This is a genomic window from Bacillus sp. BS3(2021) (genome assembly GCF_021043345.1).
In the GTDB taxonomy this organism is placed as follows: domain Bacteria; phylum Bacillota; class Bacilli; order Bacillales; family Bacillaceae; genus Bacillus; species Bacillus paralicheniformis.
In genome coordinates, this window is sequence record NZ_JAJNDM010000006.1 from 263,811 (window position 1) to 285,578 (window position 21,768).

Below are 21,768 nucleotides of genomic sequence, written 5' to 3' on the forward strand. Positions count from 1 at the left end.
AGAATATCTGGAGGGAACCTGGATGAATCCGATACTACTCGATTTTCCGGACAGTTTTGAAACCCCGCGCCTTTTTGTCAGAGCGCCAAGGGCAGGCGACGGCGCGGCCGTCCATGACGCCATTCGAAAATCGTTGCCTGAGCTCAAGCCGTGGATGCCGTTTGCAAGGGAAATGCCCGAGGAAGAACATGTAGAAATCAACGTCAGGCAGGCACAGGCCGATTTTATTTTGCGCAACGATTTACGGATGCATATTTTCCATAAAGAAACGGGGAAATTCGTCGGCAGCACAGGCCTTCACCGTATGAACTGGCAAGCGAAACGGTTTGAAATCGGCTATTGGCGCAGTTCTGAATTTGCCGGACAGGGGTACATGACCGAAGCGCTTAACGGACTGATTGATTTCGCGAGGGGATACATCAAAGCCAAGCGGCTTGAGATATGCTGTGACAGCATGAACACGAAAAGCAAAAAAATGGCTGAGCGCCTCGGCTTTCAGCTGGAAGCCGTTTTACAAAGCGATGACCTTTCGAATGATTTAAGCGAACATCGGGACACATGCATGTATTCGCGCATCTTCTAAAAAAAGAACCCTTATGATCTTCATGAAGCAAATCATAAGGGTTCTTTCGTTTATGTTTCATATGCAGCTTTGCAAGCTCTTCCCGCCTGCTTTTCGTTTTTCTGACGTGTGTGCTGAAATCAGGCGCCTTGCCTCTTGATGCGGCGGCATCTCTGCCTGTGCTTCTCAACATGTGCTCACGCTTTTTCCTTGCCTTGCTTTTGGCCATGTTCCCCACTCTCCTGTCAAATTTTTATCTTATTATTATAGAAAGGCGGGGTTCTGAACGCAAGTCATACGGTTTCTGCCGTTTTGATCATATCCACATGCGGAATGCCGTCCTCCATATAGACGTCTGATATTGCTTTAAATCCGAAGGAGCCGTAAAAGGAACGCAAATGATTCTGGGCGCTGATCTTGACCCTTTTCTCCCCCCGCTCGTCTTCCAAAAAGCGGAGCGCTTGATCAAGAAGCGTCTGCGCATATCCCTTTCCCCTGTCCTCTTTACGGACGATCACCCGGCCGATTGATGCCTCCGGGTAAGCCGTACCGCTCGGGAACAGCCTGCAATACGCAGCGATCTCTCCTTCTTGGCTCAGAAATAAATGGTGTGCCCGCTCATCTAAGTGATCAAGCTCATGATACGGACAGTTTTGTTCAACGATAAAGACGTCTATTCTAAGCTTGATGATGCGGTACAACTCTTCCTTCGACAATTCCTCATACGATTTTAGTTTCCACTCCATCCCTTTTTCCAAAGCCCCCTTCAGCTCTGCACTTTTCCATAGGTTCCACCGCCTCCGGCTTTCAGCTCTAAATCCCCGTTCCTTGCTTTGATCACGAGATCAGCCGTCTGCGGACGAATGGTTTCTTTTAGTTCGCCTTCTTTTACCCGGTGAAGGATATTCATCTCAGTGCCGAAAGCATCTTTCAGCTTCTGAATCGTTTTCGGACCGATGCCGGGGATCAGCTGCAGCGGAACCTGGTGAACGTACGGCGGGCGCTTGACCGGGCTTTTATCCTGATCGTAAAGCTCCATTAGACGTGTGCTGACGCCTTTTGTAAACTTTCGGCTTCCGCACGCTTTACACACCGTTTCACCTGCCTCCTGCAAATTGCCGCATGTTTCACAAGCGGTTTGAAAATATTTGCCCAACTGCGGATTCATTCCGTAATTGGCGGCAATGCAGCGCCCTTCTTGTCCTCTTAAAGCAAGTGAAAACTCTTGAAAGCTGGCATGTTTAATGTGTAGCTTATTATACTCCCTGCCGATTTTCCCAAGAGAATGGGCGTCCGAATTGGTCAAAAATGCATAGGGATTCAGTTCGGATACGTGTGAAGCCATATCGGTGTCGCTGCTCAGCCCGAGTTCAACCGCATCAATCATCTTCGGGTCAAGCACTTCTTGCAGCGAAAATTTGACTCCTTTGCCATACAGGCTCTTATGCGGCGTAAAAATGTGCGCGGGAATGAACAAGCCGCCGAGCTCTTTCACCTTCCACTGAAGGCCGATGCCTGTCTCATAGATGCGCTGGGAGCTCAGATGGATATTCGTCACCCTTTCCGAGAGCCAGGCGGAAAACTGCTTCATTGCGGAGATCGACGGCATAAATGCCAGCACATGAATCGGGCCCCGGCATCTGTCATCATTGATTTCCAATTCAGACCCGCACAGAAGCACGGTATCTTTATATTTGATTCCGCCGTCTGCAAGCTCTGTATAACGGCCTGAAGACACCCCTTTTTCAATTTCCGCCAGCACCTCCGGTGAATGACAATCTATAATGCCGATCAGTTCCATTCCTTTATGCTCGCTTGCTTCAATCAAAATTTCGTCGAGCGTAAGCGTTCTGGCAGCCGTTATCTTAACGGGCCGGCCTGATTCCGTCCGCCCGATATGGATATGCATGTCTGCGAATATTTCTTTCATTTTTTTGCTTGCAGGGCCTTTCTCAGCTCCAGATACTGCACGGCATAAGCCGTTTTCGCATCATAGATGTCCTGAGTTTCCATCAGTTTCAGCGCACCTGTAAGCGGCACCTCCATTACTTCTACAAATTCGTCTTCATCAAGTTCGCGCTTTTCTTCAAGCGGTGTCAGCTCTTCGGCAAGATACAGGTGCACCAATTCGTCCGCAAAGCCCGGCGATGTGTAAAAAGCGGTGATTTTCTCCAGCTTTGCCGCCGTGTATCCCGTCTCTTCCTCAAGCTCCCGCAGCGCGGTATATTCAGGTTTCTCTCCTTTTTCAAGCTTGCCTGCCGGTATTTCAACGATCGTCCGTTCAAGCGCTTTTCTGTACTGCTTCACCAAAATGATGTTTCCTTTATCAGTCAAAGCAAGCACCGCAACAGCGCCCGGATGCTTCACGATTTCGCGCTTTCCCGTTTTACCATTCGGCAGTTCGACGTCTTCAAGATAAAGATCGATCACCTTGCCCGAAAAAAGTTTTTCTTTAGCTATGGTTTTCTCCTCTAAATGCTTCAGTTTGATCATCTCCTAAGTTCTGCTCTGGCTTTTGATCCCATACATTTTATCATACACCATGGAAGGGGGACGCGCCATGAAGGTCTACCGGCTGAACAACCGCATCGTCATGTCGGGGAAAGCATGGGAAATCCGCGCCAAGCTGAAGGAATACGGACGAATGTATCACTATGTGAAAGACTGGCTTTCTGAAAAAGAAAATCGAATGATTTTGATTGACATCAAGAAGGATCGCATGAAATAATACTTTTCAGTAACATTACTTGAAAGTATTATTTTGGAGGCGGATGGATGTGGGAAATGAAAAAGGACGCAAAGGTAAAGAAAGCCGGAAGAGGCTGCTCACAGTTGCTGCAAACGAATTTGCAAACCGGGGATTCCATGAGACGAAAGTAAGTACGATTGTCAAAAGAGCGGGGCTGACTCAGCCGTCTTTCTACTTATACTTTCCAAGCAAAGACGCCATCTATAACGAGCTGATCAATGGCTTTCACGCGAACTTAAAAAATCTGATCGAATCGTTTCGTTTAGAAGAAGGAATCGAGAAAAAACACGTATCAAAACGGGTAACGGCTGCTGTAGAGGCTGTATTTCGGTTTTTGGCAGAGGACCCGGATTTGACCCGCATCGGTTTTTTTCTCAGCCCGGAAGCATGCAAAATGAAAAAAGATTTAACACTGGCCTTGAAAGAAAACTTGAAAGCAGAGCAGGAGCTTGGCTACTTCCGGTCCGGCCTGGAAATGGAGACCGTTGCCGAATGCCTGACAGGCATGATTGAGCACCTTGCCGATATCTATTTGTTTGACGGATCAAAAGCCCCCTCAAGTCTCGCAAAACAAATCACGGATCTTTTGATCCACGGGATGCTCGTTAATCCGCAACATCCAGAAACGGAGTGAACATGGTGGCATTTATTTTCGTAAAAGCAGGATTGGCGGCATTTATGCTGACCGGAGGCGTAATCAAGGCGATGCACGTTCCTTTTCAAGTGGAACATTGGCGCCATTATCAATACCCGCTGTGGTTTCTTTCAGTAACAGGATTTCTTGAAATCGCCGGAGCGCTCGGCATGATCGCCGGGATTTGGAATGTGCATCTGGCTGTCGGCTCGGCACTGTTGTTCTCCCTGCTTATGACAGGCGCCATTCATGCCCACCTATTCCGGGCGCGACAGCCTTTTTTTACGGCCATCCCTGCCGCGGTTTGTTTGATTTGCGCCCTAAGCGTGATCATCTTCGAGCTGTACTTCTGATTCCGATGCCGATGGGTTGAAAACTTCGCTCCTTTGTATTACGTTCAAAGTAAGAAAAAAAGGAGTGAAGCTTATGAAAAAAAGGACGCTCGGACATTCCGATTTACAGGTGAGTGAAGTCGGCCTCGGCTGCATGTCTCTCGGAACAGACAAAAAGCACGCACTGTCAATTTTGGATGAAGCTTTGGCGTTTGGCATCAATTATTTGGATACTGCCGACTTGTACGATTTTGGACGCAACGAAGAGATTGTCGGTGAAGCGATCAAATCAAGGCGCCAAGACGTGATCCTTGCGACAAAAGCAGGAAACCGCTGGGAGGAAGGAAAACCGGGCTGGTTCTGGGATCCCCGGAAAGCGTACATAAAAGAAGCCGTCAAGTACAGCTTAAAGCGGCTGCAAACCGACTACATCGATCTTTATCAGCTGCACGGCGGCACGATTGAAGACAATATCGACGAAACGATCGAAGCTTTTGAAGAATTAAAACAGGAAGGCGTCATCCGCCATTACGGCATTTCTTCAATTCGGCCGAACGTCATTAAGGAATACATCAAAAAATCAAACATCGTCACGGTCATGATGCAATACAGCTTGTTGGACAGACGGCCTGAGGAATGGCTTTCTCTCCTTGAAGAACATGGAATCAGCGTGATTGCAAGAGGACCTTTGGCAAAAGGGATTCTGACAGAAAAACCTCTGTCAGATGCAAACGCCGCGATCAAGAAAAACGGCTATTTATCGTATTCCTACGATGAACTCGTTAAAACAAAAGCGGACATTGAAAAAACGGCGCCTGATTTATCCGCGACCGAAACCGCGATGAAGTATATTCTCGCCCAGCCGGCTGTCGGCGCGGTCATCCCCGGGGCGAGCAAAATATCCCAGCTTCGGGAAAACGTTGAATCTGTCGGCGGACGCGGTCTGACAGAACAGGAAATCAAAGCACTCCGCTTTTATACAAAACGCGGCGTGTACACTGCACATCGCGAATAAAGCAATAAGAAAGCCCCGTCTCTTGATCAGACGGGGCTTTCTTACTTATACTTCTTCCAGTCGTCAATTCCGCTTTCGTTGAGGAGCTCTTCAAAGCTTTTATTTTTTTCCCTTTCCTGTCTTTCCTTGATGAGCCGCTCTTTCTCACGCTCTTTTCTTTTTTCGTCCTCCTCTTTCAATTCGCTCTTCATTTGCTGAAGTTTATCTTTCAAATCGTCGGCGAGCGCATCTTTCAGCAGCTGCCGGGCATTTGGGTCTTGTTTTTTCTTTCCCATATCCTGTCCTCCGTTCTCCCTGTTTGTGATGATAGTTTATCAGGAATCTAAAAGTTCAGGCAAGCCGTCACTCGGAGAGCCGTCTCTCTCGGCAAATGCCAATCGTTGTGTGGTATGATAAAAGTGAGAAGCATTTAAGAAAGGAAGAATACATCAGATGTTGATTTGGCTGGCTGCTATCGGGGCGGTTTTGCTGTTTATTGCCGCGCTCGGAATCTATTTTACGAATCAAATCATGTACATTAAAAAACGGACAGACGAATACATTATCGAGCGGGAAACGGCTGACGGCCATTATGACGAAAAAGCTTTTGCCGCTCTCCCGAAAGAAGAAATCAACCTCCCTTCTTCTTACGGCTACAATATTAAAGGATACTACGTCCATCCGCACAAAACGAAAAACACCGTGATTATCTGCCACGGGGTGACGATGAATTTGCTGAATTCGATCAAATATATGAATCTGTTTCTTGATCTCGGCTGGAACGCCGTCATATATGACCACCGGAGGCACGGCACAAGCGGCGGAAAAACAACGAGCTACGGATATTATGAAAAAAACGATTTGAAAACGGTTGTCCATTGGCTTCGGGAAAAACACGGCGAACACGCGCTGATCGGCATTCACGGCGAATCGATGGGCGCTGTCACGACGCTTCTTTACGCGGGAATGGACGATGCCGACGCTGATTTTTACGTGGCCGACTGTCCGTTTGCCACATTTGAGGATCAGCTCGTTTACCGGCTGAAAGAAGATTTTCATCTTCCGGGAGCTTTCATTTTGCCGCTTGCCAGCCTCTTTTTGAGATGGCGGGACGGCTACCGCATCGGTGATGTCTCCCCTTTATCCGTCGTCGGGAAGATCAAAAAACCGGTGCTGTTCATTCACAGCAAACAAGACGACTATATCCCGGCTGAATCGAGCGAAATGCTTTACGAGAAGAAGCCGGGGGAGAAAAGGCTTTATATCGCTGAAAAAGGTGCGCACGCGATGAGCTATACCCAAAACAGAACCAGCTACAAAAACACGGTGCGGGACTTTCTTCAAGAGATCACAAATCGGCGTAAAGAAGGCGAACGAGCATAAGTCTCGTCCGCCTTCTTTTGTGCTACAAAATATCCGTAATGTCGCTCATATGATCGCCGATCCAAGAGATGGCCGTCTCAATTGTATCGAATTCCTTTGTTTCAAAAGTCATTTCATCCTGAAGAAGCCAGACATCCTTTTTGACGGACTCTGTCCCTCCGATTGACCAATGAAGGAGTGTATACGGATGATTTTGATGTAAAAAGGACGCCCATGTTTTATTTTGAGCGGTTTGTTTTAAAGATTTTACCTTTTGATTCAAATCGAACGCCACCCTATTTCACTAAAATACTCATTCTGGGAGAAAGCACCTGTGCCGGACTTTTCAGCATCAAGGCACCCGCTTTCTCATAATAGTCGATGGTCATCGCTTCATCAAAAAAGACTTTTTGCGATGACTGAATATAAATCGGAAGCCCGTTTGTCTCAAGGGGCTCGCAACTTCCCGATAATTCGTCCGTCAGCCACAGAACCGGCACGCCGCTGACCGCGCATCCGCAGCCCTCGGAATCATAGCGAAGCTGGATCTTTTTATCAGGATAAGGCTCTGTTGCCCGTTGAATGGCTTGTTTTGCCTGTGCAGTGATTTCAAGCTGCATGATATCATCCTTCTCTATTTCGTTTACGGACATTGTACCACAGGAGCGGGAAAAAGCGCATCGTTTCCGACTGTCAGGCATAAATATGAAGGGATTCGGAGGTGGAATGATGCCTAAAAAAGTGCAGATTAAAGTGATGGACAACGGCGGTTTCCGGGTCACGGGAGACGTCGAACTGATCGATATGGAAGGAAACCCGTTCCCTGAAAAACCCGCTTTTTCGCTCTGCAGATGCGGAAAATCGCTGAAAATGCCTTACTGTGACGGAAGCCACAAAGGAACGTTTGAATCTTGTGTCAGAGCCTGAAACAGGAGGGGGCTTTACCTGTCCTCCCCTCCCTTTTCCCATTGTTCAGCCAAGTGCTCAGTCTCTTTTATCCAGCCGTTTTTGCCGTCAACATAGCCTGCCATGTCAAGCGGAAACATCTCCGCCAGCTTCATCTTCAGAGCAGCATATTCTTCGGCCCGCTCCGGATGCGAGATTAAATAATCCCGAAACGCGAGATGCCGCCTGATATCGGGATGCCCGCTTTCATACAGATGGACATGGTGTGTACGCTTCCGTCCTCCTTTTTGAAAGAACCTTCTCCCCGGAATTCCGTTTTCCCCCTTCGATTCATAGCCGAGCATTTTCATCCCCTTTTCGAAGCGGGCTGCGGAGCCGAGATCGTTTACTTCGATCAGGATATCAATGACAGGCTTGGCGCTCATCCCCGGAATTGACGTGCTTCCAATGTGGTGAATATGCAAGACTTCATTCTGGAAAAGCGCTTCAAGCTGCTTTTTTTCTTTGAAAAATTCGCCCTTCCACTCCTCTTGATAGGAGACGACTTTAACCTTTCTCGGCGCATTCAGCGTCAGTCTTGAAAGAACAATTCCTTTTTCAGGTTCATACTGCTCAATCTCGGAAAATCCCAATTTCTGATATAGCGCTTTTGCCGGTTCATTCTCCGCTCCCGTCGTCACTTCAAACGCTTCGGCTTCCTTCTCCATCAATAGATAACGAAGCAATGCCATCGCAATCCCTTTTCGAAAATGGACGGGATGAACGGCCAGCCTGCAGATCGTCAGCTTTTCGGCTGTATGTATAAAGGAAGCGATTCCGGCTAATTCTCCTCCCTCAAACCAGCCGATGAAAGTTTCACGGGAATCCATCACATCAAAAGCTGTTTCATTCAGCTGCGGAATGCCCTGAAATTGAATAATCTCCGCTTCTTTTTCATAAGCCGGCCTTTGAACATTTACAATGCAGCGGGCCGTGTGCGGGTCTTTATGATTTAACAATTGAATCATTGCATTTCCTCCCCGCCGGTGCCATCTGACGGGGGCCGGCCGGGCCGCTCCGAAATCCTTGCGGCTTCAACTTTTGCAACCCGCACGGCAAAGTCAGAATACCATTTTGTTCGGCCTTTTTCCTTCGCCTGCCGGTGTTCGCTGTGAAACTTCCATTTTTCAATCGCCTCAAGGCTTTCCCAATAGGAAACCGTTATTCCTTTTCCGTTCATGTCCCTTGCGCTTTCTGCTCCTAAAAAGCCTGGCTGTGCTGCGGCAAGCTTTAGCATGTTCGCAGCCGTCTCTTTGTAGCCATGATCCCCGTTCGTTCTGACCGATGTGAAAATCACTGCGTAATACGGCGGCTCCGGCGTTTTTGAAATCATGTTCATCCCCCTTTGGTAAACAGGACTTGATCCTGATCCGGTCTGTCATCATTCGAAACGTCTTTTTTTTACGAAAATCCCGTTTTCCGCTGATAAGCAATCAACACTTTGTTGATATGCAGCGGACCGCTTTGCAGTCGGAAAAAAACTGCACATGAGAGCACAGGCACATTGTTTTCAATGCCCATGTTTTCATCAAAATCTAACCTCTCCTTTCAACATTATACCTGACCATCGGCACAAATGTTCTGCAACTAAGCAATGGATATTCTTCCTTATTATACCGTTTCCCGCTCCCAATTTACCATTTTAATACGTCAGTAGATGAATGGGAGTAAATTCTTAGTTCTAATTCAACAGCACAAATCGATTTGCCATCTCCCTAAAAAGCTTCACTCACCTTGCCCCATAGGATACCGGCGCGCCCAGCGGCAAAAAAACGTTTCATATACTGCTCTTTTTCCGAGTGTAAAAAATAGATAATTTTACACTTCGTTTTCATATGTTCGTTTTATAGAATTGTCGTTGTTGTGAACTTATTACTTTTTTAGGAGGAGAAACAATGCGTCGCCATTCATTTTTATCTATTCTATTGATTTGCATGCTGTCTGTTGTGTCCGTATTTTCATGCCGGCCTTCAACAGCTTCCGCCGCTTCCCACAATCCGGTCGTCATGGTTCACGGCATCGGCGGAGCCAATTATAACTTCATCGGCATTAAATCGTATTTACAATCTCAAGGCTGGACAAGCAGTGAGCTTTACGCCATCAACTTTATCGATAAAACAGGAAATAATAAAATTAATGCGCCGACATTATCCGAATACATCAAGCATGTGCTGAATCAAACAGGAGCATCAAAAGTCGATATTGTCGCCCACAGCATGGGCGGAGCCAATACGCTCTATTATATTAAAAATCTGGACGGAGCAGATAAAGTCGGACATGTCGTTACCCTTGGGGGTGCTAACCGGCTGGTTACAAACACGGCGCCTCAGGGAATCGCTCCGAATGACAAAATCTCATACACTTCGATTTACAGCACAAGCGACTATATCGTCTTAAACAGCCTCTCCAAACTTGATGGTGCAAACAATGTGCAAATCTCAGGCGTAAGCCATGTCGGCCTTTTATTCAGCAGCAAAGTGAATGCCTTGATTAAAGACGGTTTGACCGTCAACGGGAAGTAAAAGTGAAGGAACCTTGAAGAGCTAAATCTCTTCAAGGCTCCTCCTCATTTATCGGGACTGTCTTCCCGCCCGGCAAAAATAAAAAGGACTCTAAATAAACGCCATTTCCGATCGTTCATTCAGTGTCCGTCAACCCCGTCGATATATGATTATTCCACAATGATTTCAAAGACTCTTTGTTCGAGATTGTATTTAGCGTCTTGGAATGTAAATTTATAATCATCTGCGTCGGCATCAGGTGAAAGCCAAGCTCCGTATTTTCTGATCGTCTGGACGATGCTTTCGAGTTCAGCAGGAGTGAAGTCACCTATGTCTGTGCCTTCGGTTTCAGCGGTATGGCGTATTTTTACTGTAATCATCATCGCTTTATGGCTCCTTTCACTTGCTGTTTGAACATCTTATTAACAGCATATTTTTTTCCCCTGTAAATCGTTCCATTAACTCCCTTGTTTCAAATTATTCGGGCTTTCTTTTTTGCAGACCTATTTTATATGGAAAAGCTGGCCGGGCTCCGAAAAATTTGTCCACGCACTTTCGTCAAACACGAACAAACATTCCTTTACAACAAAGGAAATATCCCCTATGATAATGAGGGTAAATCGAAATCATTACTACTTGGGGGTATTAACCGATGGCTTACATAGCAAAACGCATGATCATACCGATTGTTTTTCTCTTCATTCTCGCTTCCTGCTCCGCCGGAGGCGCTGACTCAGCGAAAGGTGATGAGAAGAAACTCACCTTTCTTTTCAATATTCCAAGTCAAACCCTTGACCCGAATCTCGATGTCAATTATACGGCTGTCCGCGCCGGCATCAGCGAAACGCTCGTCAAAATCAGCGCTGACCTTTCCATCGAACCTTGGCTTGCCAAGGATTGGGAAAGTAAAGACGGACAAACATGGGTCTTCACCCTTAAAGACAATCTGACGTTTCAAAATGGCAAAAAAGCGGATGCCAAAGCGGTAAAAGCGTCTTTAGAACGGACGATACGCGAGAGCAAAGCGATGAATAACGCCTTAAAAATTAAAGAAATCAAAGCTGCAGGACAAACATTGACGATTACAACAAAGGAGCCTTTTCCCGAATTCCCTTCAGAATTGGTTCATCCAAACACATCGATCATTGACGTCAGCGCAGCAAACATTTCTCAACAGCCCGTTGGGACGGGCCCTTTTCAAGTTTCCTCTTTTGAGGCCGGCCATAAAATAGAGTTAGAACGCTATGACGATTATTGGGACGGCAAACCGAAGCTGAAGCACGTCACATTTTCGTTTAATGAAGACGCAAACGCCCGCGTCATGGCTCTCCAATCAAAAGATGCCGACATTATTTACAGACCGAGCGTGGAGGATATTGACCAAATTCAAAAAGATTCATCGATTACCGTTGATTCGGTGCCGAGCTTGCGCGTTCACCAGATTCTCTACAATACAAAGAAGGATCATTTCGCTGACCGTCACCTGCGCCGCGCCTTCGACGCATTACTGGACCGCAAAGAAATCGCTGAAAGCATTTTGAACGGGCATGCTCAGCCGGCAGACGGACCTTTCTTAGCGGATTTCCCGTTTTCCGCCGGTACGGTTCAAAAGCCGAGCGGACTGGAAGCGGCAAAAGCTGAGCTGAAAAAAGCCGGCTACGAGCTTGAAAACGGCAAAGCCGTGAAGGACGGACAAGCCTTATCTTTTACACTGCTAACCTATCAGTCTCGTCCGGAATTGCCTTTAATCGCACAAATTCTTGAATCAAATGCGAAGGAACTGGGCATTTCGATTAAGATTCAACAAGTCGAAAATATCGATGAGTATTTGGCGAAGAACGATGATTGGGATTTGGCGACATACAGCTCGATGACCGCGCCCAGAGGCGATGCCGGCTATTTGCTGAACACCGCCTATATGCCGAATGGCGCTTTAAACTACAGCGGCATCGAAAATCAAACCTTGATCAAATGGATTGAGGAATTCAACCGCACAATCGACAAAGAGAAGCGGGACCGCCTTGCTAAAAAAGCAGCTGAATTGATCGAGAAGGAGACATTGAACTCTTTTATCGTCACTCCCGAAAACATCACGGCATACCGAGACGGTGTATTAAATTGGGAAACGAGCAAAAGTGAGTATTATATGCTGACGAAAGATTTGGATGTGAAAACGAAATGAAGCAGATCGCTAAGCGGCTGTTTGAACTGGTTCTATTCTTATTCCTGCTTTCGTTTATCAGCTTTGTATTTATGAAAGCGGCTCCCGGTGATCCGGTGAAACAGATGCTTCGCGTAGATGATGTAGCGGTAACAGACGAGCAGATCGAGGCATTCAAAGAGGAGCTCGGTTTGGACAAACCGGTTTATATTCAATATTGGAACTGGTTTAAACGCTTTTTCCAATTTGATTTGGGAAAATCCTATACAACACACGAACCCGTCATCGACGAGCTCAGCCGGAAATTCCCGGCGACATTGCTTCTGACCGGCGCATCGCTTCTCGTCATGCTGCTGATCGCCGTGCCGGTCGGAACGCTTTCCGCTTTATACCGGGATCGGTGGATCGATCATCTCGGCCGCTTGCTCGCTTTAGTGGGAGCCGCGCTCCCAAGCTTTTGGCTCGGATTGATACTGATCGATCTCTTCTCCGTCAGGCTGAATTGGCTGCCGTCGATGGGAGCCGGAACGTTTAAACATTTGATTCTCCCCTCTCTCACGCTCGGGATCGCGATGTCCGGCGTTTATGTCCGCCTTGTACGGTCAAGCTTGATCGAAAGCCTTGGTCAGGATTTCATCAGATCAGCCAGGGCGCGCGGTATCAGCGAGGCGAGAATTTTCTTCTTTCACGCGTTTCGCCACTGTCTTGTCCCTGTCATCACGATATTCGGGGTCAGCCTCGGCAGCCTGCTCGGCGGCACGGTGATTATTGAAGTCCTGTTTGCATATCCCGGCGTCGGCAAGCTTGTCGTTGACGCCATCGTTCAGCGTGATTATCCGATCATTCAGGGGTACATTCTTTTCATGGGGATCACGGTTGTCCTGATCAATCTTTTGGTCGACCTCTCCTATCGGTACCTCAATCCGGAAATTCGCTTAAAGGAGGCTGGACGCCGATGAGAAAAAACGTCAAACTTATATTCCGAACCAAAACAGGACTGTGGTTCGTGCTGCTGTTTTCCGCGGCGCTGTTCACCGTCCCCTTCTTTTTGCCGTTCGATCCGCTCCGCACAGATATGGCCAACCGTCTCCAGCCGATCAGCTTGCAGCACTGGCTCGGGACAGACCATTTGGGCAGAGATATATTTTCCCGAATGATCGCCGGTGCGAAAGCGACGGTCGGCACCGCCTTGGCCGCGATTCTGATCTCCGTTTTCATAGGCGTTCCCGTCGGGCTTGTCTCCGGCTTTTTCGGCGGACGGCTGGATCGGATGATCATGAGAATCGTTGACGCGGTCATGGCGTTTCCGGACTATATTGTCGCGATTGTTTTAAGCGGTTTGCTTGGCCCCGGTCTGATGAACTTAATATTAGCCGTTGTCGCTGTCAAATGGGTCGGCTATGCAAGGCTGGTCCGCAGCACGGTGTTTTCGGAAAAACAAAAAGATTACATCGCCTTGGCCGAGCTGACGGGCTTAGGCTCCGGGGCGATTTTAAAAAAGCACTTGCTGCCCCATGTTCTCGGCAACGTTTCCGTACTTGCGACACTTGATATCGGAAAAACGGTGTTAATGATTGCTGCCCTGTCCTATATCGGACTGGGTGCTCAGCCTCCATACCCGGAATGGGGCGCCATGCTGAATGACGGAAAACATTACTTTTTGCATGCGCCTCAGCTTATGGTGATTCCCGGTCTTGCGATCATGTTCATCGTTCTGTTGTCCAACCTGTACGGTGATCGTTTAAGGGACAGGTTTGACGTTAAACACAAGAAAGGAGTTTCTTAGCATGCCGATGTTATCCATTGAGGGCTTATCAATCAGCTCCCGACAGCACACCATTGTCAAAAATGCCTCCTTCTCGATCCATGAAGGGGAATGGTTCGCGCTGCTCGGGGAAAGCGGCAGCGGAAAAAGCCTGACCGCTTCGGCCATAGCCGGGCTGCTTCCGGACGGACTAACGGTGTCCGGCGGAGATGTGATATTTGAGGGCCGCCAGATGCTTCAAGCCGGCCGCAAAGCGCTCCGACGCATGCGCGGAAAGGATATCGCCTGTATTTTTCAGGACTGTCACGGAGCATTCACCCCTTTTATACGGATCGGCAAACAAATTGACGAAATGGTCAAAACGCATACCGATTGGTCTAAAAACAAGCGAAGAGAAGCGATTCTCCGCGCTTTTCGGGAGGTTTCTCTGCCGGAAAACAGAGTATATGAAAGCTACCCGTTTCAATTGAGCGGCGGGCAGCTCCAAAGGGCCGCGATCGCTCAAGCGATGGTGCTCCGCCCGAAGCTTCTCATCGCAGACGAACCGACAACGGCTTTAGACAGCATCACGGCCGCGGACGTCTTGCAACAGCTCACCGTGATGCGCGCCAAAACAAACTGCGCCATCCTTTTTATCACTCATGACCTCCGGCTTGTCAAAAGGTACGCCGATCAAACCGCTGTCATGCAAAACGGAGAAATCGTCGAAAGCGGCTTAACCGCTGATTTAATCAGACAACCGGTACATGAATGTACAAGACGTTTATTCGCAGCCGTCCCGCCGCTGAAAAATCCTCCGCCGAGGCTGACAGCCGCGCCTGAAACAAAGGAAGCGGCGCTGGCGGGAACAGGAGGTGCGTGATGACCCATTCAGCAGAAACCGTTCTTTTTGTCAGCAATCTGACAAAACATTACGCTTGCGGCCACAAAGCCGTTGACAATGTATCGTTCTCCATTCGAAAAGGCGAATGCCTCGGGCTCGCCGGCGAGAGCGGCAGCGGGAAAAGCACCCTCGCGCGCTGCCTTCTCCTGCTCGAAAAAATCGATCACGGAGAGATTCGGCTTCATCAACATCCGCTTCCCGGCATAAACAAAAAAGAGACCCGAAGACTGCGCCGAAAGCTGCAGGCTGTTTTTCAAAACCCAGCCGCATCATTGAATCCAAAGCTCAATATTATCGATTCAGTTATGGAGCCGCTTGATGTTTCCAAACAAGACATACCGCCATTTTTAAAGGACTTCCAAGGCAGCCGCCGTCTGACGGTTGAGCGTCTGTTCTCAATGGTCGGCCTTCCCTCGAGCCTCCTTGACCGCTATCCGCATGAATTAAGCGGCGGGCAGCTCCAAAGGGCCTTAATCGCCAGAGCCATCAGCACTCACCCGTCTTTAATCATCTTTGATGAGCCTACGGCAAGCCTGGATGTCACCAGTCAGGCGAAGATCCTCGACCTCCTCAAAGATTTGCAGGATGATATGGGGCTTTCCTATTTGTTTATTTCCCATGATCTGGCCGCTGTCCACTTTATGAGCCATCGCATCATGGTCATGAAAGACGGGCAGATTGCCGATCAATTTAAAAAAGAAGAGCTTTTTTCTGCCGAAAGGCACCCATACGCCAAAAAGCTGCTTCAGGTGTTTGAATCCTAAGGGGGGTCATAAGAGATGAATCACAGACATTATCTAGCACTCGCAGTTCCGCTGATCATTTCAACGATCACCACTCCTTTGCTGGGGGCGGTCGATACGGCGGTAGCCGGGCAGCTTTCCTCCCCTGCTTACATCGGCGGTGTTGCAGTCGGAACGATGATTTTTAATACGATGTATTGGCTCCTCGGCTTTTTGCGGGTGAGCACATCGGGGTTCGCTGCTCAGTCGCTCGGCTCCCAAAACAGATCAGAGAGCGTTTTGGCTCTTGCCCGGCCTGTTTGCATCGCGGTTTTTGCCGGACTGATGTTCATTCTCTTGCAAAAACCGCTTGAATACGCAGCGCTGACGCTGATACAGCCTGACCGCCATACCGCTGAATTCGCCTCGCAGTATTTTTCGCTGAGGATTTGGGGCGCTCCATTTGCTTTAATCAGCTATTGCATTCTCGGCTGGCTGATGGGAATGTCCCTTATCAAAGTGACATTGCTTTTGCAGATTTCGATGAACGTCTTGAATATCGTGCTTGACATCGTTTTTGTCTACGTCTTTCACATGGAAGTATACGGCATCGCTCTAGCCACTTTGATTGCGGAAGTGACGGGCTGCCTGATCGGCTGCTTGCTTGTGAAAACGAATGCCGCCATGCGGTTTAAGCTGCCGTCCGTCAAGGTTTTGTTCGACCCGAAACCGTTTAAAAAAATGATGGTTGTCAACCGCGATCTATTGATTCGGACATTGTGCCTTTTAACGGTTTTTAATTTGTTTACGGCTAAAGGAGCCGGCTTCGGCGCTGAAGTTTTGGCCGCAAATGCGATCTTAATTCAAATTCATTATATGATGGCTTATGTGTTTGACGGATTTGCCAATGCATCGAGCATTTTTGCCGGGAAAGCCGTTGGAAGAATGGATCGGGAACTTTATTCCCGTACGCTTTCCCTTTCGATCCAGTGGTCGCTGATCTCGGCCGCGCTGCTTTCAGTCGGCTACTTTCTTTTGAAAGGTGTAATCCTTCCCTTGTTTACACCGCTTGAAAGCGTTTTGGAAGCAGCGAAAACCTACGATATTTGGATCGCTCTCTTTCCTTTGGCCGCAAGTTTCGGACTCGTTTTTTACGGGATTTTTACAGGAGCGACTGAAATAGGCCCGGTCAGAAATTCAATGTTCTTGGCTGTTCTCGTCTTCCTGGCCGCCTTTTTTACCGCTGTGCCCGCTTTCGGAAACCATGGGCTGTGGCTCGCTTTTCTTTTATTCAGCCTTGGACGTTCCGTATTCTTATGTATGGCTGTTCCCGGGCTGACCACCCGTCTCTTCGGAGAGCGAAGTGCTGCGAAAGAGGCAGGCTAAAAGCCAAATCATAAAACCCCCCGGCTAAAGCTTAGCCGGGGGGTTCTCGTTTATTCTTTCGTTAATTGTGCGACGAAATGGTTCAGATGATCCAGCGTCATCACATTTTGATTGCATGTTTCACTGTCACAGCAAATATAATTGCCTCTGTCTGTATAGGTTTCTTTCCCGCTTTTCACCCGGGCCATGAACAGTCCGATCTCTTCGGTCCTGTTGCATATCGCGCAGATTCCTTTTTTATTGCTGGATTTGATGGTGCCGTGTATTCCGGTCAGCTTTCCGCCGGCATCCACAATCATGTACTTTCTGCCTGATCCTGCATCATTCCATCCCAGGTAGGAATATCCGCTGAAATCCATCTGTTCAAAATCGGGCGTCTTTAACTTCTTCACTTTAGAAAATAGCTTTTTAGCGGTTTTTACTGTTATACGCTGAAATGGAATGACATGAGGCTTTAATTCGGCTAAAAAGCGCATCGCTTCACCGCTGTCTTCCACTTCTGCCATCTTCTGCAGCAAAGACTTTTGATCGCTGCTGAGATCAGGAAACAGGTTGAACACTTGATCGAGCGCATTGCATTTCAAAGCGTCAAGTACGTTTTCGTCATTGATGTTCGCATGTCCCTGAACAAGGCTGTCCGTTTGAAACTTAATAAAATTATATTGGTCATTTCTGATAAAAGGTGTCTTCATTTCTGCCAGCTCCTTATTTATGGATCTATATTTAAAAATAAGGTGCAAAGCCGGATGATCAGAAATGATACCTTGCTTTTTTTAGGCGATTTGTTTATAACCCCGCCTCATGCAAAGTATCGCCTTTCAAGATAACAGGCTTTGCATGAGACGCTGCAGTCGGCAAATGAATGTCATTTACCATTTTATCCACCTCCGAATACTGATTCTATTATAAACGACAATCGTATTCAATCTCAATGATATCCTCCATCTTTAAAATGCATATTTCATCCGCCCGGCTTACGATCCGCAGCTCCCTTTTCAGGGCGTCGGCATAGTGAATCCGGCCGGCCAGTGTTTTCACTTCCCCCTGCCGATAATAGGCAAATTGCAACATTCTGTTTTCTGCCATCGCTTCACAAATGATTTCATTAAATTCTTCATATTTTTGTTCATCCAGGATCGGTTTTTTGAGTTTTTGAAGGCTTTCATGATATTCCCTGAGCAATTCCACGTGCTCAGGCAGCATCATGGAAACCCATTTGATACTGCCTCTGTCGCGAAGCATAAATGATTCTCCTTTCTATGCCTGATGGCCTCCGACCAATTTTGACCGCAGCCGGGCCGTCCCGGCGTTTGTATAGGAAACAGCCCGCAAAAGCGCTGTTGATCCGTGCCGTTCTCTGATGCCGTCCATCACGTACCCGAGCTGCCGCTTCTTTTCCTGATCGGGACGAAAAAGATCAAGCTGCATATTGGTGTCGTCTTGAATATTGGACAAAGAGACGGAAATTTTCCGAACCGTTTTGCCGGCATAAAACCGCTCGAACAATGCCAGACATGTATGGTAGAGATCAAGGGTGACATTTGAAGGGCTTTCCATTGTTTTTGAACGGTAAAACCCGCCGCCAAGCTCATCGCGGCTGTATTCGACGCCAAGACTGACGGTCCGGCCGGCCTGGCGGTGGGCGCGCGCCCTTTTGGCTACTTCTTCACACATTTCAAGAATGACATGCTTGATTTCCTCCGAATTCGGATAATCGCGAAGCAAAATCTGGCTTTTTCCATAGCTGACCTGCCCCTCCAAGAGCGGCGCTCCGATCGCTGAAAGGTCGATGCCCCAAGCGTGATAATAGAGCTGGTTTCCCATCACCCCGAATGTTTTCTCAAGCCGCTTGAGATCATAGTGAGCCAGCTGACCGACTGTAAAAATCCCCATCCGGTTTAACGTCTTTTCCAGCCTGGAGCCGATTCCCCACATGCGGCGCAGCGGAGACAGCGGCCACAGCTTCGTTTTCACGTCTTCGTAGCCCCAAACGGCTACTCCGTCTGCTGATTTTTTCGCTTCAAGGTCAAGGCACAGCTTTGCCATCAGCAGATTCGGTCCGATTCCGACAGCACAGGGAAGGCCAAACTCCCTTTCCATATCATCTTGAATTTTCATCGCAATCGTTCGGGCGTCTCCCCACATGCTCTCAACACCGTCCACCTGAATAAAGCTTTCATCCACGCTGTACGTATGAATGGCATCAGGCGGCACATAGCGGCAGAACAGCCGGGTGAGCTCTGTAGAAACACGGACAAACAGCCCCATCTTTGGATTGACCAGCTTGATGCGCGGATCATCCGGCAGCTGATAAAGCCTTGTTCCCGTTTGCACGCCGAACTCTCTTTTCAGAGCCGGAGAAGCAGCGAGAACGATGCTCCCCTGCCGCTCCGTGTTTCCGACAACCGCCAGCAGGCAAGTCATCGGATCAAGTCCGAGCAGGACTGCGGCACAGCTTGCATAAAAGCTCCGCATATCAACGCACAAAACCGAACGCGACGGATATTGACCGTAATCCATCTCTCTCCCTCCAAAAAGAACTGATGTTCGCACAATTAGTGTATGAATACTATACTCCGAATATACGTTCGATTTCCAGGCGTAATTTTATCCAAAGAAAATCCTGGCTGAAAGCAACAAAAAACACCTTCTTTGGAAAGAAGGTGACATGGCGGATCATTCCAGTTCGGAATGCTGCCGCATCCGGTTTAATGGCTCAAATTGAAAGCTCCCTTGAGAACCTCGTTTTTTCCTAGTAAGATAAAAGAAAAAGCGCTCCTAAAGGAGAAAGACAAATGGATGAGAAACTGATTGAAAAAATGCTCGGACAGGCGCTGAAGCAGTACGGACGCAATGTTGCAACCGATCCGCTCAGCCCCGGCGAAAAAGAAATCCTGAAGCTGGCTTTGCAGGAAAGGCGGATCGAGGAACCGAATGAGGGGCTGCATGCCCATATCGAAGATGTCATCTATGATTATGTCACAAATCAAGGCTTGTTCTCCTTTTGATCACCCAGCATATAGAAATTCCTCTATTCACCGCCATTTGTTTCATGTATGATAAACAAATAAAAACGTAACGGAGAGTTTATCATGAAACAAAAATGGCAGAACATCCACCCGCTCAGCTGGACCATTATTGTCGGAACCATTTTCGGACGTATGGGCACAGCCATGAGCATCCCTTTTTTAGCAATTTATTTGACACAAGTGAAAGGCGCCTCTTCCGGCTTTGCCGGCGCCGTTATTGCAGCGAGCTCTCTGATCGGAATTGCGGCAAGCTTTTACGGCGGGTACTTATCAGACAGGTTCGGCCGGAAAACCATCATGCTCGTTTCGATTTTCGGCTGGACATTCGTGTTCGCCGGTTTCGCGCTCGCCGATCATGTCTGGACATTCTTTGTCATGAATGCCTTAAACGGATTATGCCGCGCTTTGTTTGAACCGACTTCAAGAGCGCTGCTTTCAGACGTATCCAAACCCGAAACGCGCCTTTTCGTCTTTAATCTCCGCTATACCGCGATCAACCTCGGCGTCGTCTTCGGTCCGCTTTTAGGCCTGTACCTCGGATCTTCGAAAACGACGCTGCCGTTTTTCATTGCGGCTTTCATTTATTTTATTTATGCGGCGGTGCTGGTCATTCAGTTTAAACACCACACCGTACCGGCAACTGAGCGGAATAAGCGTATAAAAGTGCGGGACGCGCTGGAGGTGACAAAAAAAGACCGGGTATTTACGATTACACTAATCGGTTCGATTCTTTGTTTATTCGGGTATTCCCACTTCACATCCACGCTCGCACAATACATGGCGGCCAGCCCGTTCATCGAAGACGGGACGAAAGTGTTCGGTATGATGCTGACGCTGAATGCCTTGGCCGTGCTTGTCGTACAGTACCCGATCGTACATATCGCCAAACGGTTTTCACCGATTTTATCGCTGATTGCCGGAAATGTGCTGATTAGCGGAAGCCTGTTCAGCCTCTCGTTTTTCCACGATCTATGGTCCATCGTCTTGATCATTATCGTGTTTACGATCGGGGAAGTGCTTCTCTTTTCGATGATGGATTTACTGGTCGACCGGATTGCCCGGCCTGAGCTGAAAGGCACTTACTTCGGGGCTATAGGCTTCACCCAGCTGGGAAGCGTGATCGGCCCTTGGGCGGGGGGAATGCTGCTGGACGCCTTTGGAGCGGAAAAGCCGTTTTTCACTTTTGCAATCCTGTCTGCTGTCACTATTTGCGGCGTTCCTTTCCTGGTGGCAGCCTTCCGGAAGCTCAAAATAGATGAAGCAAAAGTCAAATTAAGTTCGAAAAAAACGATGCAGCATTAATTGAAAACAGGCCGGCTCGGTCAAAGGCCGGCCTTCCGGCGTACGCCCGCCTCAAGGCGCCGCAAGTTCGACTTTGATGCGGTCGGGATCTTCGGTATATAAGGCATAATGCCCGCTTCCGCCGGCAAACGGATGTCTGTCTTCATATAAAATGCGGCATCCCCGCTCCCTCAGTTTCATTGTCATTTCGTCGACCTGTTCTTTGGATGCCGCGTAAAAAGCAAGATGGTTTAAACCGACGCGGCACCTGTGATAACCTGCTTTGACAAACTGCTCTTTCGCCTGCACAAGCACGAGATAGGCGCCGTTTGCTTTCCAGCTGATCCCGTCTTCCCATTGTTGAAAAACCTCATAGCCGAGCTCTCCGAGAAACCAGCCCCAAAAGCGCTTCGACGCTTCCAAATCTGAAACATACAGTTCAATATGATGGATCATGCAAGC

At 48.2% G+C, this 21,768-nt stretch carries 28 protein-coding genes and 1 pseudogene; 16 read left to right on the plus strand and 13 right to left on the minus strand.

Annotation, left to right across the window (positions count from 1 at the left end; all coding sequences use genetic code 11):
• Positions 1 to 22: 22 nt before the first annotated feature.
• The gene (locus LQ247_RS15530; protein ID WP_231006231.1) at positions 23 to 583 is read left to right on the plus strand and encodes a GNAT family N-acetyltransferase; all 561 of its coding nucleotides are present in this window, start codon (positions 23 to 25) and stop codon (positions 581 to 583) included.
• Positions 584 to 855: 272 nt separating this feature from the next.
• Here the strand turns inward: LQ247_RS15530 and LQ247_RS15535 are convergent, their stop codons facing one another.
• Genes LQ247_RS15535 through LQ247_RS15545 form a run of 3 tightly spaced genes read right to left on the minus strand, consistent with a single transcriptional unit; the run spans position 856 to position 3,046 of the window.
• Complete coding sequence (locus LQ247_RS15535; protein ID WP_023855935.1) at positions 856 to 1,308, minus strand: GNAT family N-acetyltransferase; 453 nt, start codon at positions 1,306 to 1,308, stop codon at positions 856 to 858.
• Positions 1,309 to 1,328: 20 nt separating this feature from the next.
• A complete protein-coding gene (locus tag LQ247_RS15540; protein ID WP_231006234.1) occupies positions 1,329 to 2,492 on the minus strand; it encodes a TIGR00375 family protein in 1,164 nt (387 codons plus the stop codon).
• Positions 2,489 to 3,046, minus strand: a complete 558-nt coding sequence (locus LQ247_RS15545) for an NUDIX hydrolase (protein ID WP_231006251.1) — start codon at positions 3,044 to 3,046, stop codon at positions 2,489 to 2,491. Before LQ247_RS15545 ends, LQ247_RS15540 begins: the two co-directional genes overlap by 4 nt.
• A gap of 76 nt (positions 3,047 to 3,122) precedes the next feature.
• On the opposite strand from LQ247_RS15545, the pseudogene mciZ reads away from it, so the two are divergent.
• From mciZ to LQ247_RS15565, 4 genes and pseudogenes are all read left to right on the plus strand, one after another.
• Positions 3,123 to 3,239 (plus strand): annotated as a pseudogene (mciZ, locus tag LQ247_RS15550) (Z-ring formation inhibitor MciZ); the annotation flags it as partial.
• A 100-nt stretch (positions 3,240 to 3,339) separates the two neighbouring features.
• Positions 3,340 to 3,945: a TetR/AcrR family transcriptional regulator gene (locus LQ247_RS15555; RefSeq protein ID WP_231006236.1), complete on the plus strand. Its 606-nt coding sequence runs from the start codon at positions 3,340 to 3,342 to the stop codon at positions 3,943 to 3,945.
• Between the two features lie 5 nt (positions 3,946 to 3,950).
• The gene (locus tag LQ247_RS15560; protein ID WP_144498487.1) at positions 3,951 to 4,298 is read left to right on the plus strand and encodes a DoxX family protein; all 348 of its coding nucleotides are present in this window, start codon (positions 3,951 to 3,953) and stop codon (positions 4,296 to 4,298) included.
• Positions 4,299 to 4,371: 73 nt separating this feature from the next.
• Positions 4,372 to 5,292, plus strand: a complete 921-nt coding sequence (locus LQ247_RS15565; protein ID WP_231006240.1) for an aldo/keto reductase — start codon at positions 4,372 to 4,374, stop codon at positions 5,290 to 5,292.
• A 41-nt stretch (positions 5,293 to 5,333) separates the two neighbouring features.
• Here the strand turns inward: LQ247_RS15565 and LQ247_RS15570 are convergent, their stop codons facing one another.
• Positions 5,334 to 5,567 carry a YqkE family protein gene (locus tag LQ247_RS15570; protein ID WP_023855942.1) on the minus strand — a complete coding sequence of 78 codons (234 nt, stop codon included), beginning with the start codon at positions 5,565 to 5,567 and terminating at the stop codon, positions 5,334 to 5,336.
• A gap of 157 nt (positions 5,568 to 5,724) precedes the next feature.
• On the opposite strand from LQ247_RS15570, the gene LQ247_RS15575 reads away from it, so the two are divergent.
• Positions 5,725 to 6,654: an alpha/beta hydrolase gene (locus tag LQ247_RS15575; protein ID WP_231006241.1), complete on the plus strand. Its 930-nt coding sequence runs from the start codon at positions 5,725 to 5,727 to the stop codon at positions 6,652 to 6,654.
• Between the two features lie 22 nt (positions 6,655 to 6,676).
• On the opposite strand, the gene LQ247_RS15580 is transcribed toward LQ247_RS15575, so the two are convergent.
• Both LQ247_RS15580 and LQ247_RS15585 read right to left on the minus strand, forming a co-directional pair.
• Positions 6,677 to 6,916 carry a YqkC family protein gene (locus LQ247_RS15580; RefSeq protein ID WP_003183211.1) on the minus strand — a complete coding sequence of 80 codons (240 nt, stop codon included), beginning with the start codon at positions 6,914 to 6,916 and terminating at the stop codon, positions 6,677 to 6,679.
• A 13-nt stretch (positions 6,917 to 6,929) separates the two neighbouring features.
• On the minus strand, positions 6,930 to 7,253 hold the full coding sequence (locus LQ247_RS15585) for an iron-sulfur cluster biosynthesis family protein (RefSeq protein WP_020452052.1): 324 nt from the start codon (positions 7,251 to 7,253) through the stop codon (positions 6,930 to 6,932).
• 109 nt (positions 7,254 to 7,362) lie between these two features.
• Here LQ247_RS15585 and LQ247_RS15590 point away from each other — a divergent pair, with 109 nt between their 5' ends.
• Complete coding sequence (locus LQ247_RS15590) at positions 7,363 to 7,560, plus strand: CDGSH iron-sulfur domain-containing protein (protein ID WP_023855944.1); 198 nt, start codon at positions 7,363 to 7,365, stop codon at positions 7,558 to 7,560.
• 14 nt (positions 7,561 to 7,574) lie between these two features.
• Here LQ247_RS15590 and LQ247_RS15595 read toward each other — a convergent pair whose 3' ends face one another.
• Together LQ247_RS15595 and LQ247_RS15600 are read right to left on the minus strand one after the other, a co-directional pair.
• Complete coding sequence (locus tag LQ247_RS15595; protein ID WP_023855945.1) at positions 7,575 to 8,546, minus strand: bifunctional GNAT family N-acetyltransferase/GrpB family protein; 972 nt, start codon at positions 8,544 to 8,546, stop codon at positions 7,575 to 7,577.
• Positions 8,543 to 8,917: an antibiotic biosynthesis monooxygenase family protein gene (locus LQ247_RS15600; protein WP_223254782.1), complete on the minus strand. Its 375-nt coding sequence runs from the start codon at positions 8,915 to 8,917 to the stop codon at positions 8,543 to 8,545. Before LQ247_RS15600 ends, LQ247_RS15595 begins: the two co-directional genes overlap by 4 nt.
• Positions 8,918 to 9,473: 556 nt before the next feature.
• Here LQ247_RS15600 and LQ247_RS15605 point away from each other — a divergent pair.
• Positions 9,474 to 10,100 carry an esterase/lipase family protein gene (locus LQ247_RS15605; RefSeq protein WP_043054382.1) on the plus strand — a complete coding sequence of 209 codons (627 nt, stop codon included), beginning with the start codon at positions 9,474 to 9,476 and terminating at the stop codon, positions 10,098 to 10,100.
• Positions 10,101 to 10,249: 149 nt separating this feature from the next.
• Here the strand turns inward: LQ247_RS15605 and LQ247_RS15610 are convergent, their stop codons facing one another.
• Entirely contained in the window at positions 10,250 to 10,462 is a 213-nt protein-coding gene (locus LQ247_RS15610; RefSeq protein ID WP_023855949.1) for a hypothetical protein, read from the minus strand.
• A gap of 269 nt (positions 10,463 to 10,731) precedes the next feature.
• On the opposite strand from LQ247_RS15610, the gene nikA reads away from it, so the two are divergent.
• From nikA to LQ247_RS15640, 6 genes are read left to right on the plus strand one after another with little or no spacing between them, the layout of a single operon-like run.
• A complete protein-coding gene (nikA, locus tag LQ247_RS15615; RefSeq protein ID WP_026579342.1) occupies positions 10,732 to 12,261 on the plus strand; it encodes a nickel ABC transporter substrate-binding protein in 1,530 nt (509 codons plus the stop codon).
• Positions 12,258 to 13,199, plus strand: coding sequence for a nickel ABC transporter permease (gene nikB, locus LQ247_RS15620; protein ID WP_020452058.1), 942 nt, complete (start codon positions 12,258 to 12,260; stop codon positions 13,197 to 13,199). The genes nikA and nikB overlap by 4 nt, the downstream gene beginning before the upstream one ends.
• Positions 13,196 to 14,026 (plus strand): nickel transporter permease, encoded by an 831-nt coding sequence (nikC, locus tag LQ247_RS15625; protein WP_020452059.1) that lies wholly within the window; start codon positions 13,196 to 13,198, stop codon positions 14,024 to 14,026. Before nikB ends, nikC begins: the two co-directional genes overlap by 4 nt.
• Position 14,027: 1 nt before the next feature.
• A complete protein-coding gene (locus LQ247_RS15630; protein ID WP_075754062.1) occupies positions 14,028 to 14,867 on the plus strand; it encodes an ATP-binding cassette domain-containing protein in 840 nt (279 codons plus the stop codon).
• Positions 14,867 to 15,652 carry an ABC transporter ATP-binding protein gene (locus tag LQ247_RS15635; protein WP_231006242.1) on the plus strand — a complete coding sequence of 262 codons (786 nt, stop codon included), beginning with the start codon at positions 14,867 to 14,869 and terminating at the stop codon, positions 15,650 to 15,652. Before LQ247_RS15630 ends, LQ247_RS15635 begins: the two co-directional genes overlap by 1 nt.
• A gap of 15 nt (positions 15,653 to 15,667) precedes the next feature.
• Entirely contained in the window at positions 15,668 to 16,996 is a 1,329-nt protein-coding gene (locus LQ247_RS15640) for an MATE family efflux transporter (RefSeq protein WP_035338458.1), read from the plus strand.
• A gap of 50 nt (positions 16,997 to 17,046) precedes the next feature.
• On the opposite strand, the gene LQ247_RS15645 is transcribed toward LQ247_RS15640, so the two are convergent.
• The 3 genes from LQ247_RS15645 to LQ247_RS15655 all read right to left on the minus strand — a co-directional run bounded on the left by LQ247_RS15645 (position 17,047) and on the right by LQ247_RS15655 (position 19,516).
• Positions 17,047 to 17,688, minus strand: coding sequence for a FusB/FusC family EF-G-binding protein (locus LQ247_RS15645; protein WP_020452063.1), 642 nt, complete (start codon positions 17,686 to 17,688; stop codon positions 17,047 to 17,049).
• A 211-nt stretch (positions 17,689 to 17,899) separates the two neighbouring features.
• A complete protein-coding gene (locus LQ247_RS15650) occupies positions 17,900 to 18,238 on the minus strand; it encodes a YolD-like family protein (protein WP_020452064.1) in 339 nt (112 codons plus the stop codon).
• A gap of 15 nt (positions 18,239 to 18,253) precedes the next feature.
• Positions 18,254 to 19,516, minus strand: coding sequence for a Y-family DNA polymerase (locus LQ247_RS15655; RefSeq protein ID WP_231006243.1), 1,263 nt, complete (start codon positions 19,514 to 19,516; stop codon positions 18,254 to 18,256).
• Between the two features lie 275 nt (positions 19,517 to 19,791).
• Here LQ247_RS15655 and LQ247_RS15660 point away from each other — a divergent pair, with 275 nt between their 5' ends.
• The gene (locus LQ247_RS15660) at positions 19,792 to 20,004 is read left to right on the plus strand and encodes a YqzH family protein (RefSeq protein ID WP_023855954.1); all 213 of its coding nucleotides are present in this window, start codon (positions 19,792 to 19,794) and stop codon (positions 20,002 to 20,004) included.
• Between the two features lie 84 nt (positions 20,005 to 20,088).
• Positions 20,089 to 21,327: an MDR family MFS transporter gene (locus tag LQ247_RS15665; RefSeq protein ID WP_023855955.1), complete on the plus strand. Its 1,239-nt coding sequence runs from the start codon at positions 20,089 to 20,091 to the stop codon at positions 21,325 to 21,327.
• 51 nt (positions 21,328 to 21,378) lie between these two features.
• Here LQ247_RS15665 and LQ247_RS15670 read toward each other — a convergent pair whose 3' ends face one another.
• A complete protein-coding gene (locus tag LQ247_RS15670; protein WP_023855956.1) occupies positions 21,379 to 21,762 on the minus strand; it encodes a VOC family protein in 384 nt (127 codons plus the stop codon).
• Between the last annotated feature and the right edge of the window lie 6 nt (positions 21,763 to 21,768).